This is a genomic window from Actinomycetospora sp. CA-101289 (assembly GCF_050955895.1).
Classification (GTDB): Bacteria; Actinomycetota; Actinomycetes; order Mycobacteriales; family Pseudonocardiaceae; genus Actinomycetospora.
In genome coordinates this window covers 5,351,505-5,364,783 of the sequence record NZ_CP192093.1, presented here as the reverse complement: position 1 = coordinate 5,364,783, position 13,279 = coordinate 5,351,505, and the positions used below count along the sequence as shown (strand labels likewise).

Annotated in this window: 18 protein-coding genes and 1 pseudogene; 18 read left to right on the top strand and 1 reads right to left on the bottom strand. The window is 72.5% G+C overall.

The features are described from left to right. The first annotated feature begins 14 nt into the window (after positions 1 to 14). From rplF to truA, 18 genes and pseudogenes are all read left to right on the top strand, one after another. On the top strand, positions 15 to 551 hold the full coding sequence (gene rplF / locus ACQPX6_RS26670) for a 50S ribosomal protein L6 (protein ID WP_433783722.1): 537 nt from the start codon (positions 15 to 17) through the stop codon (positions 549 to 551). Then, positions 551 to 961, top strand: a complete 411-nt coding sequence (gene rplR, locus ACQPX6_RS26665; protein WP_433783720.1) for a 50S ribosomal protein L18 — start codon at positions 551 to 553, stop codon at positions 959 to 961. The genes rplF and rplR overlap by 1 nt, the downstream gene beginning before the upstream one ends. 40 nt (positions 962 to 1,001) lie before the next feature. Then, complete coding sequence (gene rpsE / locus ACQPX6_RS26660) at positions 1,002 to 1,634, top strand: 30S ribosomal protein S5 (protein WP_433783719.1); 633 nt, start codon at positions 1,002 to 1,004, stop codon at positions 1,632 to 1,634. Position 1,635: 1 nt separating this feature from the next. After that, positions 1,636 to 1,827, top strand: a complete 192-nt coding sequence (rpmD, locus tag ACQPX6_RS26655) for a 50S ribosomal protein L30 (RefSeq protein ID WP_433783718.1) — start codon at positions 1,636 to 1,638, stop codon at positions 1,825 to 1,827. Further along, positions 1,820 to 2,275: a 50S ribosomal protein L15 gene (gene rplO / locus ACQPX6_RS26650; RefSeq protein WP_433783717.1), complete on the top strand. Its 456-nt coding sequence runs from the start codon at positions 1,820 to 1,822 to the stop codon at positions 2,273 to 2,275. Before rpmD ends, rplO begins: the two co-directional genes overlap by 8 nt. Before the next feature lie 226 nt (positions 2,276 to 2,501). Beyond that, complete coding sequence (secY, locus tag ACQPX6_RS26645; protein WP_433783716.1) at positions 2,502 to 3,821, top strand: preprotein translocase subunit SecY; 1,320 nt, start codon at positions 2,502 to 2,504, stop codon at positions 3,819 to 3,821. Between the two features lie 70 nt (positions 3,822 to 3,891). Next, positions 3,892 to 4,449, top strand: a complete 558-nt coding sequence (locus ACQPX6_RS26640) for an adenylate kinase (protein ID WP_433783715.1) — start codon at positions 3,892 to 3,894, stop codon at positions 4,447 to 4,449. 96 nt (positions 4,450 to 4,545) lie between these two features. Continuing rightward, positions 4,546 to 5,310, top strand: coding sequence for a type I methionyl aminopeptidase (gene map, locus ACQPX6_RS26635; protein WP_433788364.1), 765 nt, complete (start codon positions 4,546 to 4,548; stop codon positions 5,308 to 5,310). A 138-nt stretch (positions 5,311 to 5,448) separates the two neighbouring features. Further along, positions 5,449 to 7,239 carry a heparin lyase I family protein gene (locus tag ACQPX6_RS26630; RefSeq protein ID WP_433783714.1) on the top strand — a complete coding sequence of 597 codons (1,791 nt, stop codon included), beginning with the start codon at positions 5,449 to 5,451 and terminating at the stop codon, positions 7,237 to 7,239. Between the two features lie 57 nt (positions 7,240 to 7,296). Then, entirely contained in the window at positions 7,297 to 7,737 is a 441-nt protein-coding gene (locus ACQPX6_RS26625) for a DUF1707 SHOCT-like domain-containing protein (RefSeq protein WP_433783712.1), read from the top strand. Between the two features lie 218 nt (positions 7,738 to 7,955). Beyond that, complete coding sequence (gene infA, locus ACQPX6_RS26620; protein ID WP_018330933.1) at positions 7,956 to 8,177, top strand: translation initiation factor IF-1; 222 nt, start codon at positions 7,956 to 7,958, stop codon at positions 8,175 to 8,177. Positions 8,178 to 8,211: 34 nt separating this feature from the next. After that, a complete protein-coding gene (gene rpmJ, locus ACQPX6_RS26615; protein ID WP_018330934.1) occupies positions 8,212 to 8,325 on the top strand; it encodes a 50S ribosomal protein L36 in 114 nt (37 codons plus the stop codon). A gap of 206 nt (positions 8,326 to 8,531) precedes the next feature. Continuing rightward, positions 8,532 to 8,912: a 30S ribosomal protein S13 gene (gene rpsM / locus ACQPX6_RS26610; RefSeq protein WP_433783709.1), complete on the top strand. Its 381-nt coding sequence runs from the start codon at positions 8,532 to 8,534 to the stop codon at positions 8,910 to 8,912. A gap of 70 nt (positions 8,913 to 8,982) precedes the next feature. Then, entirely contained in the window at positions 8,983 to 9,393 is a 411-nt protein-coding gene (gene rpsK / locus ACQPX6_RS26605) for a 30S ribosomal protein S11 (protein ID WP_433783707.1), read from the top strand. Between the two features lie 19 nt (positions 9,394 to 9,412). Further along, complete coding sequence (rpsD, locus tag ACQPX6_RS26600; RefSeq protein WP_433783706.1) at positions 9,413 to 10,018, top strand: 30S ribosomal protein S4; 606 nt, start codon at positions 9,413 to 9,415, stop codon at positions 10,016 to 10,018. A gap of 87 nt (positions 10,019 to 10,105) precedes the next feature. Continuing rightward, entirely contained in the window at positions 10,106 to 11,185 is a 1,080-nt protein-coding gene (locus ACQPX6_RS26595) for a DNA-directed RNA polymerase subunit alpha (RefSeq protein WP_433783705.1), read from the top strand. An 82-nt stretch (positions 11,186 to 11,267) separates the two neighbouring features. Beyond that, positions 11,268 to 11,846 (top strand): annotated as a pseudogene (gene rplQ / locus ACQPX6_RS26590) (50S ribosomal protein L17); the annotation flags it as partial. Positions 11,847 to 12,097: 251 nt separating this feature from the next. Beyond that, positions 12,098 to 12,904, top strand: a complete 807-nt coding sequence (gene truA / locus ACQPX6_RS26585; protein ID WP_433783703.1) for a tRNA pseudouridine(38-40) synthase TruA — start codon at positions 12,098 to 12,100, stop codon at positions 12,902 to 12,904. Here truA and ACQPX6_RS26580 read toward each other — a convergent pair. Then, entirely contained in the window at positions 12,886 to 13,263 is a 378-nt protein-coding gene (locus tag ACQPX6_RS26580; RefSeq protein ID WP_433783701.1) for a VOC family protein, read from the bottom strand. The genes truA and ACQPX6_RS26580 overlap by 19 nt on opposite strands. Positions 13,264 to 13,279 lie beyond the last annotated feature (16 nt).

Sequence of the window (13,279 nt, the reverse complement as noted above, 5' to 3'; positions counted from 1 at the left end):
GAGGGAACCGAACCATGTCACGCATCGGCAAGGCACCCATCACCGTGCCGTCCGGGGTCGACGTCACCGTCGACGGCCGCAACGTCACCGTCAAGGGCCCCAAGGGCACCCTGAGCCACGAGGTCGACGAGCCCATCACGGTCTCCGTCGACGACGGCGTGCTCTCGGTGCAGCGCCCCGACGACGAGCGCGAGAGCCGTGCCCTGCACGGCCTGTCGCGCTCCCTGCTCAACAACCTCGTGCAGGGCGTCTCGCAGGGCTACGAGCGCAAGCTCGAGATCCACGGCGTCGGTTACCGCGTCCAGCTGCGCGGCTCGGACCTCGAGTTCGCGCTCGGGTTCAGCCACCCGGTGAAGATCACGCCCCCCGAGGGCATCACCTTCGCCGTCGAGAGCCCCACCCGGTTCTCGGTCCAGGGCATCGACAAGCAGCTGGTCGGCCAGGTGGCCGCCAACATCCGCTGGCTGCGCCGTCCCGACCCCTACAAGGGCAAGGGCGTCCGCTACGCCGGCGAGCAGATCCGCCGCAAGGTCGGGAAGACGGGCAAGTGATGGCAGAGAACGCGACCACCACCACGAAGGCCCGGGGCCACCTGGGCAAGAACGTCTCGGAGACCCGCCGCACGGGTCGCACGCGGCGTCACCTGCGGCTGCGCAAGAAGATCGCCGGCACGCCGGCGCGCCCGCGCCTCGTCGTCACCCGGTCCACCCGGCACATCACCGCGCAGGTGGTCGACGACATCGCCGGCCACACCCTGGCGCACGCCTCCACGCTGGAGGCGGACGTCCGCGGGATGGAGGGCGACAAGAAGGCGCAGGCCGCCAAGGTCGGCGAGCTCGTCGCCTCCCGCGCCCAGGCGCAGGGCATCGACGCGGTCGTCTTCGACCGCGGCGGGCGCCGCTACCACGGCCGCATCGCGCAGCTCGCCGACGCGGCCCGCGAGGGGGGGCTGCAGTTCTGATGCAGGCCCTCGTGAACACCATGACTGGAAGGAACACCTGATGCCGGGACGCACACGGCGCGACGGGCCCCCGGGCTCGGGCGCACAGGGCGGCGAGCGTCAGGGCGGCAGCGCCGGCCGGGACCGCCAGCAGGGCGGTCGCGACCGCTCGCAGGACCGGACCCCGCACCTCGAGCGCGTCGTCGCCATCAACCGCGTGGCCAAGGTCGTCAAGGGCGGCCGCCGCTTCAGCTTCACCGCCCTGGTCGTCGTCGGTGACGGCGACGGCATGGTCGGTGTCGGCTACGGCAAGGCCAAGGAGGTGCCGGCCGCGATCGCCAAGGGCGTGGAGGAGGCGAAGAAGAACTTCTTCCGCGTCCCCCGCGTCGGCGGCACGATCACGCACCCGATCCAGGGCGAGGACGCCGCAGGCGTCGTCCTCCTGCGCCCGGCGAGCCCCGGTACCGGCGTCATCGCCGGCGGCCCGGTGCGCGCCGTGCTGGAGTGCGCCGGCATCGCCGACATCCTGTCGAAGTCGCTGGGCAGCCAGAACGCGATCAACATCGTGCACGCCACGGTGGCGGCGCTGAAGGGACTCCAGGTCCCCGAGGCCGTCGCGGCACGCCGCGGCCTGCCGATCGAGGACGTCGCGCCTGCGCGGATGCTCCGCGCCCGCGCGGGGCAGGGGACCTGAGATGGCCGACCTGAAGGTCACCCAGACCCGCTCCGAGATCGGTGGCAAGCACCACCAGCGCGAGAGCCTGCGGACCCTGGGGCTCCGGCGCATCGGCGCGACCGTCGTGCGCCCGGACACCCCCCAGAACCGCGGCCTGATCAACGCCGTCCGCCACCTCGTGGCGGTGGAGGAGGTGTCGAACGATGGCTGACGCCCCGATCAAGCTGCACCACCTGCGCCCGGCGCCGGGGTCGAAGACCGCGAAGACCCGTGTGGGTCGCGGTGAGGCCTCGAAGGGCAAGACCGCCGGTCGCGGCACGAAGGGCACGGGCGCCCGCAAGAACGTCCCGTCGTCCTTCGAGGGCGGCCAGATGCCCCTGCAGATGCGCCTGCCGAAGCTCAAGGGCTTCCGCAACCGCAACAAGGTGGTCTCGCAGGTCGTCAACGTGGGCGACCTGGCGCGCCTGTTCCCCGACGGCGGCGAGGTCGGCCCGGCCGAGCTCGTCGGTGCGGGCGCCGTGCGCGCCGGTCACCCCGTCAAGGTGCTCGGCACCGGCGAGGTGGGCTCGGTGACCCTGCGGGTCTCCGCGCACGCCTTCTCCGGCGCCGCCACGCAGAAGCTCGAGGCCGCGGGCGGCAGCGCCACCGTCGTCGAGTAGATCCCCCGTGACACCCACCGGCCCCGCGGCCGCCCTGCTCCGGAGCAGGACGGCCCGGGGCCGGTGGTGTGTCGCCGTGTAGTCTCAGCCCGGGTCGGCACGGCCGTCCCGTCAGGCTCGTCGACGCCCCGCGCACCGCCCCCGGGCGTGCGTCGGTGGCCAGTCGGTGGCAACCGGCACCGCGTGGCCGTCGCCCGCGGTGCGGACGGAACATCTGGAGGTCCGAGTGCTCGGCGCCGTGCGGTCAGCCCTGGCCACACCGGACCTGCGCAAGAAGATCCTGTTCACGCTGGGCATCGTCGCCGTGTACCGCCTGGGAGCCACGCTCCCGGCGCCGGGTGTGTCCTACTCGAACGTGCAGGAGTGCCTGCGGCAGGTCCAGGGCAGTGACGCGGCGAGCGTCTACTCGCTGATCAACCTCTTCAGCGGCGGCGCGCTCCTGCAGCTGTCGATCTTCGCGCTGGGCATCATGCCCTACATCACGGCCAGCATCATCGTGCAGCTGCTGACCGTCGTGATCCCGCGCTTCGAGCAGCTGAAGAAGGAGGGGCAGAGCGGTCAGGGCAAGCTCACGCAGTACACGCGCTACCTGACCATCGCCCTCGCGATCCTGCAGTCGACCGGCATCGTCGCCCTGGCCGACCGCAACCAGCTCTTCCAGGACTGCGACCCCTCGCAGTTCCCGATCCTGCCCAACGCCGACGTCTTCGACCTCGCCGTCATCGTCATCGTCATGACCGCCGGCACCGCCGTGATCATGTGGTTCGGCGAGCTGGTGACCGAGCGCGGCGTCGGCAACGGCATGTCGCTGCTGATCTTCACCTCGATCGCGGCGCGCATCCCGTCCGAGGGCGGCAACATCCTCTCGAGCAGCGGCGGCGTCGCGTTCGCCGTGGTCTGCGCCTTCGGGCTGGTCATCATCGCGAGCGTCGTGTTCGTCGAGCAGGGCCAACGGCGGATACCGGTGCAGTACGCCAAGCGCATGGTCGGGCGCCGCATGTACGGCGGCACGTCCACGTACCTGCCGCTGAAGGTGAACCAGGCCGGCGTCATCCCCGTCATCTTCGGGTCGTCGCTGCTGTACCTGCCCGACCTGCTCTCGCGGATCACCGGCAACCAGGACTCGGGCTTCTCCCGGTTCGTGCAGACCTACCTGGCCAACCAGTCCAACTGGCTGCACATCCTGCTGTACTTCGCCCTGATCATCTTCTTCACGTACTTCTACGTCTCGATCACGTTCAACACCGAGGAACGTGCCGACGAGATGAAGAAGTTCGGCGGCTTCATCCCCGGCATCCGGCCCGGCCGTCCCACGGCCGAGTACCTGAGCTACGTGCTGTCCAGGATCACCTTGCCGGGATCCATCTACCTCGGCATCATCGCCGTCCTGCCGAACTTCTTCCTGGGCGTGACCGGTCAAGGACAGAACCAGAACTTCCCCTTCGGGGGCACGGCTGTTCTGATCATGGTCGGCGTCGGGCTGGACACGGTCAAGCAGATCGAGAGCCAGCTGATGCAGCGCAACTACGAGGGCTTCCTGCGCTGAAGCCCCGGTCGCGCCGGGTAGAGACCGGGTAGACAGGGACAACGTGACCGTCGGGTGAGGGAGTGGCGTCGTGAGGATCGTGCTGGTGGGACCGCCGGGAGCGGGCAAGGGGACGCAGGCGGCCCGGCTGTCCGAGCGTCTCGACGCGCCCCACATCTCCACCGGTGACCTCTTCCGCGAGAACATGAAGAACGAGACGGACCTCGGCAAGGAGGCCCAGCGCTACGTCGACGCCGGTGACCTCGTGCCCGACGAGGTCACCGTCGGGATGGTCAAGGACCGTCTGGCCCAGCCGGACGCGCAGAACGGTTTCCTGCTCGACGGCTTCCCGCGGAACGCGGCCCAGGCCCAGGAGCTGGAGAGCGTGCTGGGCGACCTCGGCCAGCGTCTCGACGCGGTGCTCGTGTTCGAGGTCGACGACGAGGAGCTCATCAAGCGCCTCACGTCCCGGGGCCGCTCGGACGACACCGAGGAGACCATCCGGCATCGCCAGGAGGTCTACCGCTCGGAGACCGAGCCGCTGATCGAGCACTACCGCGACATCGCCGTGCGCGTGGACGCCATCGGGTCGGTCGAGGAGATCACCGACCGGGCCATGGACGCGCTCGCCGACGAGCCCGACGACTAGGTGGCGACGGACCGCCGCCCCCTCGCCGAGGTCGTCACGGGGCTTCCCGCACGGGTCGGCGGTCTCGCCGACCGCGTGCGGGGGCGCTCGGTGGAGATGAAGACGCCCGGCCAGATCGAGGCCATGCGGGCCGCTGGCCTGGTGGTGGCCGCCGCGCTCGCGGCGGTGACCGAGGCCGCGCGCCCGGGGGTGAGCACCGCCGACCTCGACGGGATCGCCGAGGGCGTCATCCGCGACGCCGGGGCCGTGCCGTCGTTCCTCGGCTACCAGGGCTTCCCCCGCTCGATCTGCACCTCGGTCAACGAGCAGGTCGTGCACGGCATCCCGGCCCCGGGGCAGGTGCTCGGCGACGGCGACCTGGTGTCGGTGGACTGCGGGGCGATCCTCGACGGCTGGCACGGCGACGCGGCGGTGACGCTGCTCGTCGGGACCCCGCGCCCGGAGGACGAGGCGCTGTCGGCCGCCACCCGCGCGGCGATGTACGCCGGCATCGAGCGGATGGTGCCCGGCGGGCGCCTCGGCGACGTCTCGCACGCGGTCGAGGAGGAGGCGCGCCGGCGTGCGGCGGCCGACGGCCGGACGTACGGGATCGTCGCCGACTACGGCGGCCACGGCATCGGGACCTCGATGCACATGGACCCGTTCGTGCCGAACCTCGGCCGTGCGGGCAGCGGCATGCGTCTGCGGCCCGGGATGGTGCTCGCCATCGAGCCGATGCTCACCGGGGGCACCGACGAGACCGACGAGCTCGACGACGGCTGGACCGTGGTCACCGCCGACGGCAGCCGCGCCGCGCACTGGGAGCACTCGGTGGCCATCACCGACGACGGCCCCTGGATCCTCACCGCGCCCGCCACCTGACCCGGCGTCCGGCGGCGTCCACTCGGGCGGTTGCGCGGGGATCGTGGTGCCACGGCACGGCACGTGTCCCTCGATCGTGCTACAACCTGTCCTCGTGGTCACACGGACGGGTGACGGGGGCGCACGGTGAGGACATCGGTGCGGGCCGCGGTGGTGGCCCTCCTCCTCGCCGCCGGGCTGATCGCCACGCCCGCCCTCGCGCTGGCCGCGCCCGTCACGGGCCTGCTCTTCGACGCCGCGCAGGGCGACCTGCTGTCGCACTTCGACAACAGCGGCGACTCGGGGCTCGTCGAGGACGGCTACCGCGCGCAGGCCGTGCGCAGCCCGCTCGACGCGGCGCGGCAGGCGCTGGCGTTCCGCATCGACGGCGGCGGCAAGCGCAGCGAGGTGCTCCCGGAGGGCCGCGGCACGAAGCCGCGCGAGGGCGACGAGCAGTGGGTGCGCTACACCGCCGTGCTCGGCGAGGACTTCCCCACCGACGCCCCGTTGTGGCAGGTCGTGCTGCAGTGGCACCACACCTCGCCGAGCGGTTCGCCGCCGCTGGCCCTGCAGATCACGCGGGGCCAGCTGGTGATGGTCAGCGGGGGCGACGACATGCGGGCCATCGGCCCGGTGCGGCCGGGGGAGACCGTCGACCTCGCGATGCACATCGTCTTCTCGCAGGACCCGGGCACCTCGTCGGTGACCGTGCTGCGCGACGGCCGGCCCACCGGCGTCACCGACTGGAGCCCGCAGCGCGGCACGATGAGCACCGAGGCCGCCTACCTGAAGATGGGCATCTACCGGGCCCCGGGCATCAGCCAGGGCGCCCAGCTGGCGGTCACCGACCTCAAGATCGGGCAGAGCCGGGAGTCGCTCGGCGCGGCGCTGACCGGGACCGGCGGCGCGACCGCCACCACGACCGACCAGGCCCCGCGCGACGTCTACGCCCGGCCGTTCGCGTGGAACTCGATCTGGAACCTGCCCCTGGCCACCACCGCGCGCTACGGCGACTTCGACCCGCAGGTCGGCAACATCTACGCGGACGTCGAGAACATCAGCGTCGACCCCGACGCCCCGGTCCGCCGCCTCGGCGGCTCCGGCGGGGGCGGCGTGCACGTCGACCCCGACCTCCGCGCCGACGGCTCGTGGAACAACTGCTCGACGCTGCTCGTGGACGGCCCCGACCGGCGCACGATCGTCCAGGGCCAGCCGATGGAGCTGCGCCCCGGCGGCGACCCGAGCTGGGACTACGGGTGGGACGCCCAGTCGCTCACCGGCGCCGGCATCGAGGGCTGCCACGGCGGCTCCGGGCTCTCCGGCATCGGCGGGACGATCCGCGCGGGCGAGCTCTCCGCGGACGAGCCGATCCGCCACGCGCTCAAGGTCAGCCTGCCGTGCCCCACCAGCTGCTCGCCGGAGAACGGCGGCTTCCGCTGGCCCGCGGTGAAGGCCGACACGGGGTACGAGGGCAAGTACGGCGCCGAGGACCCGCAGGTGAACATGGGCGCCCTGCTGGCCCTCCCGCCCGACCTCGACCTCTCCGGGATCACCGCGCCGGACGTCCGCAAGGTCGCCGAGGCGCTGCAGACCTACGGGGCCTACGTCGTGGACGAGACCGGGGGCGCGCCGTCGGCGTCGTTCCAGGTGCAGAGCACGGCGGTCCGCGAGTTCCGCGGCATCGACTCGTCGCCGATGCGCGCCGTGTTCAACGCCCTCGAGGTGATCGAGAACAACAGCCCGCAGAGCCCGGGCGGCGGTGCCCTCGACGCGCCCCGGCGGGCGGCGTGCGCGCCGGCCTTCACCGACGGCACCGGGGGCGCCCCGGCGACCTGCGGGCCCGGGGCCACGGCGGGGGAGCAGGACATCGGGAGCACCCCGGGCACCACCGCGACCGCCCCCGCAACGGCGCCGCGCCGGTCCGGCCGCCGGGTCCGCCGATACGGATAGCTGAACTATCGGCTATCCGCTACGCTCCTCTCGAGTCGAGGGATCGGGGTGGTCGTGGTGGCCGGGACGGATCAGCTGCGGGTGGCGGACGCGGACCGCGAGCGCGTGGCGGCGGTGCTGGTGCGGGCGCACGCGGAGGGGCGCCTGTCGCTCGCGGAGTACGACGAACGGGTGCGCGCGGCGCACGCGGCGGTGGTGGGCGCGGACCTGGTGCCCCTGACCGCCGACCTGCCCGCCGACGTGCCGGCGCGTGCCACGGGAGAGCGCCGGCGCCCCGCGCGCACGCCGCTGCGGGTCGCGGTGGCGGTGTGGGCGGCGGTGTCGGTGCTCAACGTCGTGATCTGGCTGGCGGTCGTGGCCGGCACCGGTGCGGCGGTGGCACCCTGGTGGATCTGGGTCGCCGGTCCCTGGGGCGCCGTGCTCGCGCTGCACGCCCTCGCGGGGCGCGCCGGCTTCCTGGTGCCCGGGCCGTGCGGTGCGGCCGCCCTGCGCCGCTGACCTGCGGGGTCTCGAGCGGAGCCGAGGGCCCCGGTGACGAGGTCGTGGGTGTGACCCGCGTACACTCGATGGCTGGTGCGCGTGTCGTGCCGGTTCCCGCGCGCGCTCGTGTGAGGGTGTCCGGCCGCCGCGCGTGCCCGGTCCCGCGAAGGCCCCGCCGCTCCGGCGTCGGTGGCCCGGACGGGACGACAGCGTACGTCGAGAAGAATGCGGAGGACATGGCGAAGAAGGACGGCGCCATCGAGGTCGAGGGGCGGGTCGTCGAGCCCCTGCCCAACGCGATGTTCCGGGTGGAGCTCGAGAACGGGCACAAGGTCCTGGCGCACATCAGCGGCAAGATGCGTCAGCACTACATCCGGATCCTCCCCGAGGACAAGGTCGTCGTGGAGCTGTCGCCGTACGACCTGTCGCGCGGCCGGATCGTCTACCGCTACAAGTGATCGAGTCAGCCTCGGAGCCAGTGAGGAAGAGGACGTGAAGGTCCAGCCGAGCGTGAAGCGCATCTGCGCCAAGTGCCAGGTGGTCCGCCGTCACGGGCGGGTCATGGTCATCTGCGACAACCTGCGCCACAAGCAGCGCCAGGGCTGATCCAGCCGACCAGGCATCCCCGGGTCCGGCCCGGGGCGCGGTCGTGAGCGACCGCAGTCCAGTTTCCTCCCCGCACCTACGCCGGCACAGACCCGGCGGAACACCCTCGGCACGGGAGGCCGGGGCCCGGACCCGCAGAGCACCACGGCGGCCCGGGACGGGCGGGGAGCCAGACCTCCCGGACGACACGAGGAGCACGTCGCCCCATGGCACGACTCGCCGGCGTCGACCTCCCCCGCGACAAGCGGATGGAAGTCGCGCTGACCTACATCTTCGGGATCGGCCGCAGCCGTTCCCGCGAGATCCTCACCGAGACCGGCATCTCCTACGACCTGCGGTCGAAGGACCTGTCGGACTCCGATGCCGCCGCGCTGCGTGCGTACATCGAGAACCACTTCCGGGTCGAGGGCGACCTGCGCCGCGAGGTCCAGGCGGACATCCGGCGCAAGGTCGAGATCGGCAGCTACCAGGGGCTGCGGCACCGCCGCAATCTCCCGGTGCACGGGCAGCGGACGAAGACCAACGCCCGGTCGCGCAAGGGCCCCAAGAAGACGGTTGCCGGCAAGAAGAAGGCCACGCGCAAGTAAGCGCACCCACGGGGGGCTCCGCCCCCCGTGAACCCCCCGCCCGGGGGTCACCTCGACCAGGAGCCAGTAGATGCCACCCAGGACTCGCCAGGGCGCGGCCGGGGCCAAGAAGGTCCGGCGCCGGGAGAAGAAGAACATCTCCCACGGCCACGCGCACATCAAGAGCACGTTCAACAACACGATCGTCTCCATCACCGACCCGACCGGCAACGTCATCAGCTGGGCGTCGGCGGGGCACGTGGGCTTCAAGGGCTCGCGCAAGTCGACGCCGTTCGCGGCGCAGATGGCCGCGGAGAACTGCGCCCGCAAGGCCGCCGAGCACGGCATGAAGAAGGTCGACGTCTTCGTCAAGGGCCCGGGCTCGGGCCGCGAGACGGCGATCCGTTCGCTGCAGGCCGCGGGCCTCGAGGTCGGCACGATCTCCGACGTCACCCCGCAGCCGCACAACGGCTGCCGCCCGCCGAAGCGCCGCCGGGTCTAGGGCGGAGAGGAGACACACGATGGCCCGTTACACCGGTCCCGCCACCCGCAAGTCCCGCCGTCTGAAGGTCGACCTGATCGGCGGCGACAAGTCGTTCGAGCGTCGCCCGTACCCCCCGGGGCAGCACGGCCGGATCCGCATCAAGGAGTCCGAGTACCTGCTGCAGCTGCAGGAGAAGCAGAAGGCCCGCTTCACCTACGGCCTGCTCGAGAAGCAGATGCGGGCCTACTACGAGGAGGCGAACCGTCGCGAGGGCAAGACCGGCGACGAGTTCCTGCGCCTGCTCGAGTCGCGCCTCGACTCGGTCGTCTACCGCGCCGGGCTCGCCCAGACCCGTCGCCAGGCCCGCCAGCTGGTGGGCCACGGCCACTTCCTGGTCAACGGCCAGAAGGTCGACGTCCCCAGCTACCGGGTGACGCAGTACGACATCATCGACATCCGGGACAAGTCCCGGAACATGCTGCCCCTCGTGGTGGCGAAGGAGAACTACGGCGACCGCCCGGTGCCCGGGTGGCTGCAGGTCGTCCCGGACACCCTGCGGATCTTCGTCCACCAGCTCCCGGAGCGGTCGCAGATCGACACGCCCGTCTCCGAGCAGCTGATCGTCGAGTTCTACTCGAAGTAGCACGACCCCCGGCCCGGGCGAGCGTGCCCGGGTCGGGTCTCACGTTCGGCGTCAAATAGCGGACGCCGCATCGGAAAGGTCTCTCACGTGCTGATCTCTCAGCGTCCCGCACTGTCCGAGGACGCCATCGACGACACCCGTTCCCGGTTCGTCATCGAGCCGCTGGAGCCGGGCTTCGGCTACACCCTCGGCAACTCGCTGCGTCGCACCCTGCTGTCGTCCATCCCGGGCGCGGCCGTGACGAGCATCCGTGTCGACGGGGTCCTCCACGAGTTCACCACCGTCCCGGGGGTGAAGGAGGACGTCACCGACATCATCCTGAACCTCAAGGAGCTCGTCGTGAGCTCCGAGGAGGACGAGCCGGCGACGATGTACCTGCGCAAGCAGGGCCCCGGCACCGTCACCGCGGGGGACATCGTCCCGCCGGCCGGTGTCACCGTGCACAACCCCGACCTCCACATCGCGACCCTGAACGACCAGGGCCGCCTCGAGGTCGAGCTGGTCGTCGAGCGTGGCCGCGGCTACGTGCCGGCCGCGCAGAACAAGGCCTCCGGCGCCGAGATCGGCCGCATCCCGGTCGACTCGATCTACTCGCCGGTGATGAAGGTCAGCTACAAGGTCGAGGCGACCCGCGTCGAGCAGCGCACCGACTTCGACAAGCTGATCCTCGACGTCGAGACCAAGCCGTCCATGACGCCGCGCGACGCCATCGCGTCGGCCGGCCGGACGCTGACCGAGCTCTTCGGGCTGGCCCGCGAGCTCAACGTCGACGCCGAGGGCATCGAGATCGGCCCCTCGCCCGCCGAGGCCGACTCGATCGCCGCCTTCGCGATGCCGATCGAGGACCTGGACCTCACCGTCCGGTCGTACAACTGCCTCAAGCGGGAGGGCATCCACACGGTCGGCGAGCTCGTCGGCCGTTCGGAGGCCGACCTGCTGGACATCCGCAACTTCGGTGCGAAGTCCATCGACGAGGTCAAGATGAAGCTCGCCGGGCTGGGCCTGGCCCTCAAGGACAGCCCGCCCGGGTTCGACCCGTCCGCCGCAGCGGCGGACTACCCGTCCGAGGGCTTCGAGTCCTACGGCTCCGACGGCGGCGGCTTCGGCGGCGGCTACGGGGCTCCGGAGGACGACGGCCAGGACTACGCCGAGACCGAGCAGCTGTAGTATCCCACTCACTCTGACGTTCTGCCCCCTCCCCGGCCCGAGCGGCCGGGGAGGAAAGGCGTCCTGAGACAGGAGCAGTCCCATGCCCCAGCCCACCAAGGGCCCGCGGCTCGGGGGATCCCCCGACCACCAGAAGCTGATGCTGGCCAACCTGGCCACGTCGCTGTTCACCCACGGCCGCATCCACACCACGCGGGCCAAGGCCGAGCGGCTGCGCCCGTACGCGGAGCGGCTGATCACCAAGGCCAAGCGCGGCGGGCTGCACAACCGGCGCATCATCGGCCAGCAGATCCGCGACAAGGACGTCGTGCACCGCCTCGTCGCCGAGATCGGCCCGTTCTTCGCGGACCGTCCCGGCGGCTACACGCGGATCACGAAGACGCTGCCGCGCAAGGGTGACAACGCGCCCATGGCCGTCATCGAGCTGGTGAGCGAGCGGACCGCCAGCGCGGAGGCCTCGCAGGCCACCCGCACGGCGGCGCCGCCGAAGTCGCCGTCGGGCCCGGGCGCCGAGATCGGCGAGACCGCCACGGGTGCCGCGGCCACGGCCGCCACCATCGCGGCCGCCGAGACCTCCGACGCGACGCCGGAGCCCGCCGAGCCGAGCGACGCCGGCGACGCGGTCGAGGCGCAGGAGGCGGAGGAGGCTGCGGGCACCGACGACGAGTCGCCGGAGGTTCCCGAGGCCGGGGCCGCCACGGCGTCCGCCGGCGGCGACCCGTCGGAGGACGCCGACTCGTCGGCGACCACCGACGGCACCCAGGACGAGGACGTGTCGGGCGGCGACGCCTCGGAGGACGCCGACTCGTCGGCGACCACCGGGGACGACGAGTCCTGACCGAACGCACTGCCCGCGAGCCCGCCGTCGATCCCGACGGCGGGCTCGCGGTGTCTTCGACGGTCCGGTACCGGGTGGACCTGGCCTACGACGGCACCGACTTCTCGGGCTGGGCGCGCCAGCCCGGGCTGCGCACGGTGCAGGGTGTCCTCGAGGACGCCCTGGCCACGATCTGGCGGGTGCCGGTGGCGCTGACCGTCGCCGGGCGCACCGACGCGGGCGTGCACGCGGACGCGCAGGTCGCGCACGTCGACCTCCCGCCCGACGTCGTGCCGCACCCAGGCCTCGTGGGCCGGCTGGCGCGCCTGCTGCCGCCGGACGTGCGGGTGCGGGCGGTGACCCCGGCGCCCGAGGGCTTCGACGCGCGGTTCTCGGCGCTGCGCCGCCACTACGCGTACCGCGTCAGCACCGCGCCCTGGGGACCCGAACCGCTGCGGGCCCGCGACACCCTGCGCTGGCCGCGGCCCCTCGACGTCGCGGCGATGGACGAGGCCGGGCGCGGTCTGCTCGGCGAGCACGACTTCGCGGCCTACTGCCGCCCGCGGGCCGGCGCCACGACGATCCGCGAGCTGCAGGCGCTGACCTGGGCGCCCGGCCCCGGTGAGCCCGACGTCCTCGTCGCCCGGCTGTCCGGCGACGCGTTCTGCCACTCGATGGTCCGGTCGATCGTGGGCGCGCTGCTCGCCGTCGGCGAGGGCCGGCGTCCCGTCAGCTGGCCCGCCGCCCTGCTCGCGGCCCGGGAGCGCTCGAGCGAGGTGACGGTGGCCGCCGCCCGCGGGCTGCGCCTCACCGCGATCGACTACCCCGACGACACCGCGCTCGCCGCCCGCGCGGCGGCGACCCGACGGCGGCGGGACGAGGATCAGCCGCCGCTGCCGTAGGGCCGGGTGAGGATCTCCAGGTTGTGGCCCTCGGGCGAGGAGAAGTAGGCGCCGCGGCCGCCGTCGTTCGTGTTCTCGCCGGGACGGCGCTGCATCGGGTCGGCGTAGATCGGCACCCCGCGCTCGCGCAGGCGCCCGGCGACCACCGGGAACTCGTCGTCGCCGACGAGGAAGGCGTAGTGCTGCGGGTGCGGGTCGTCGACGTCCATGAAGTCCAGGCTCGTGCCGCCGGCGACCTCGACGACGGTGAACGGCCCGTAGCGGTAGGGCGCGGGCAGCCCGAGGACCTCGGCGAGGAACGCCGCCCCGGCGTCGCGGTCCCGCGTCTCGACGATGGTGTGGTTCAGCGCGATGCTCATCGGTCGAGGGTCGGAC

Bases quoted from the DNA above. Each gene is read 5' to 3' on its own strand.
- rplF (WP_433783722.1), top strand. From the start codon at position 15: ATGTCACGCATCGGCAAGGCACCCATCACCGTGCCGTCCGGGGTCGAC.
- rplR (WP_433783720.1), top strand. From the start codon at position 551: ATGGCAGAGAACGCGACCACCACCACGAAGGCCCGGGGCCACCTGGGC.
- rpsE (WP_433783719.1), top strand. From the start codon at position 1,002: ATGCCGGGACGCACACGGCGCGACGGGCCCCCGGGCTCGGGCGCACAG.
- rpmD (WP_433783718.1), top strand. From the start codon at position 1,636: ATGGCCGACCTGAAGGTCACCCAGACCCGCTCCGAGATCGGTGGCAAG.
- rplO (WP_433783717.1), top strand. From the start codon at position 1,820: ATGGCTGACGCCCCGATCAAGCTGCACCACCTGCGCCCGGCGCCGGGG.
- map (WP_433788364.1), top strand. From the start codon at position 4,546: ATGAAGACGCCCGGCCAGATCGAGGCCATGCGGGCCGCTGGCCTGGTG.
- infA (WP_018330933.1), top strand. From the start codon at position 7,956: ATGGCGAAGAAGGACGGCGCCATCGAGGTCGAGGGGCGGGTCGTCGAG.
- rpsM (WP_433783709.1), top strand. From the start codon at position 8,532: ATGGCACGACTCGCCGGCGTCGACCTCCCCCGCGACAAGCGGATGGAA.
- rpsK (WP_433783707.1), top strand. From the start codon at position 8,983: ATGCCACCCAGGACTCGCCAGGGCGCGGCCGGGGCCAAGAAGGTCCGG.
- rpsD (WP_433783706.1), top strand. From the start codon at position 9,413: ATGGCCCGTTACACCGGTCCCGCCACCCGCAAGTCCCGCCGTCTGAAG.
- ACQPX6_RS26580 (WP_433783701.1), bottom strand. From the start codon at position 13,263: ATGAGCATCGCGCTGAACCACACCATCGTCGAGACGCGGGACCGCGAC.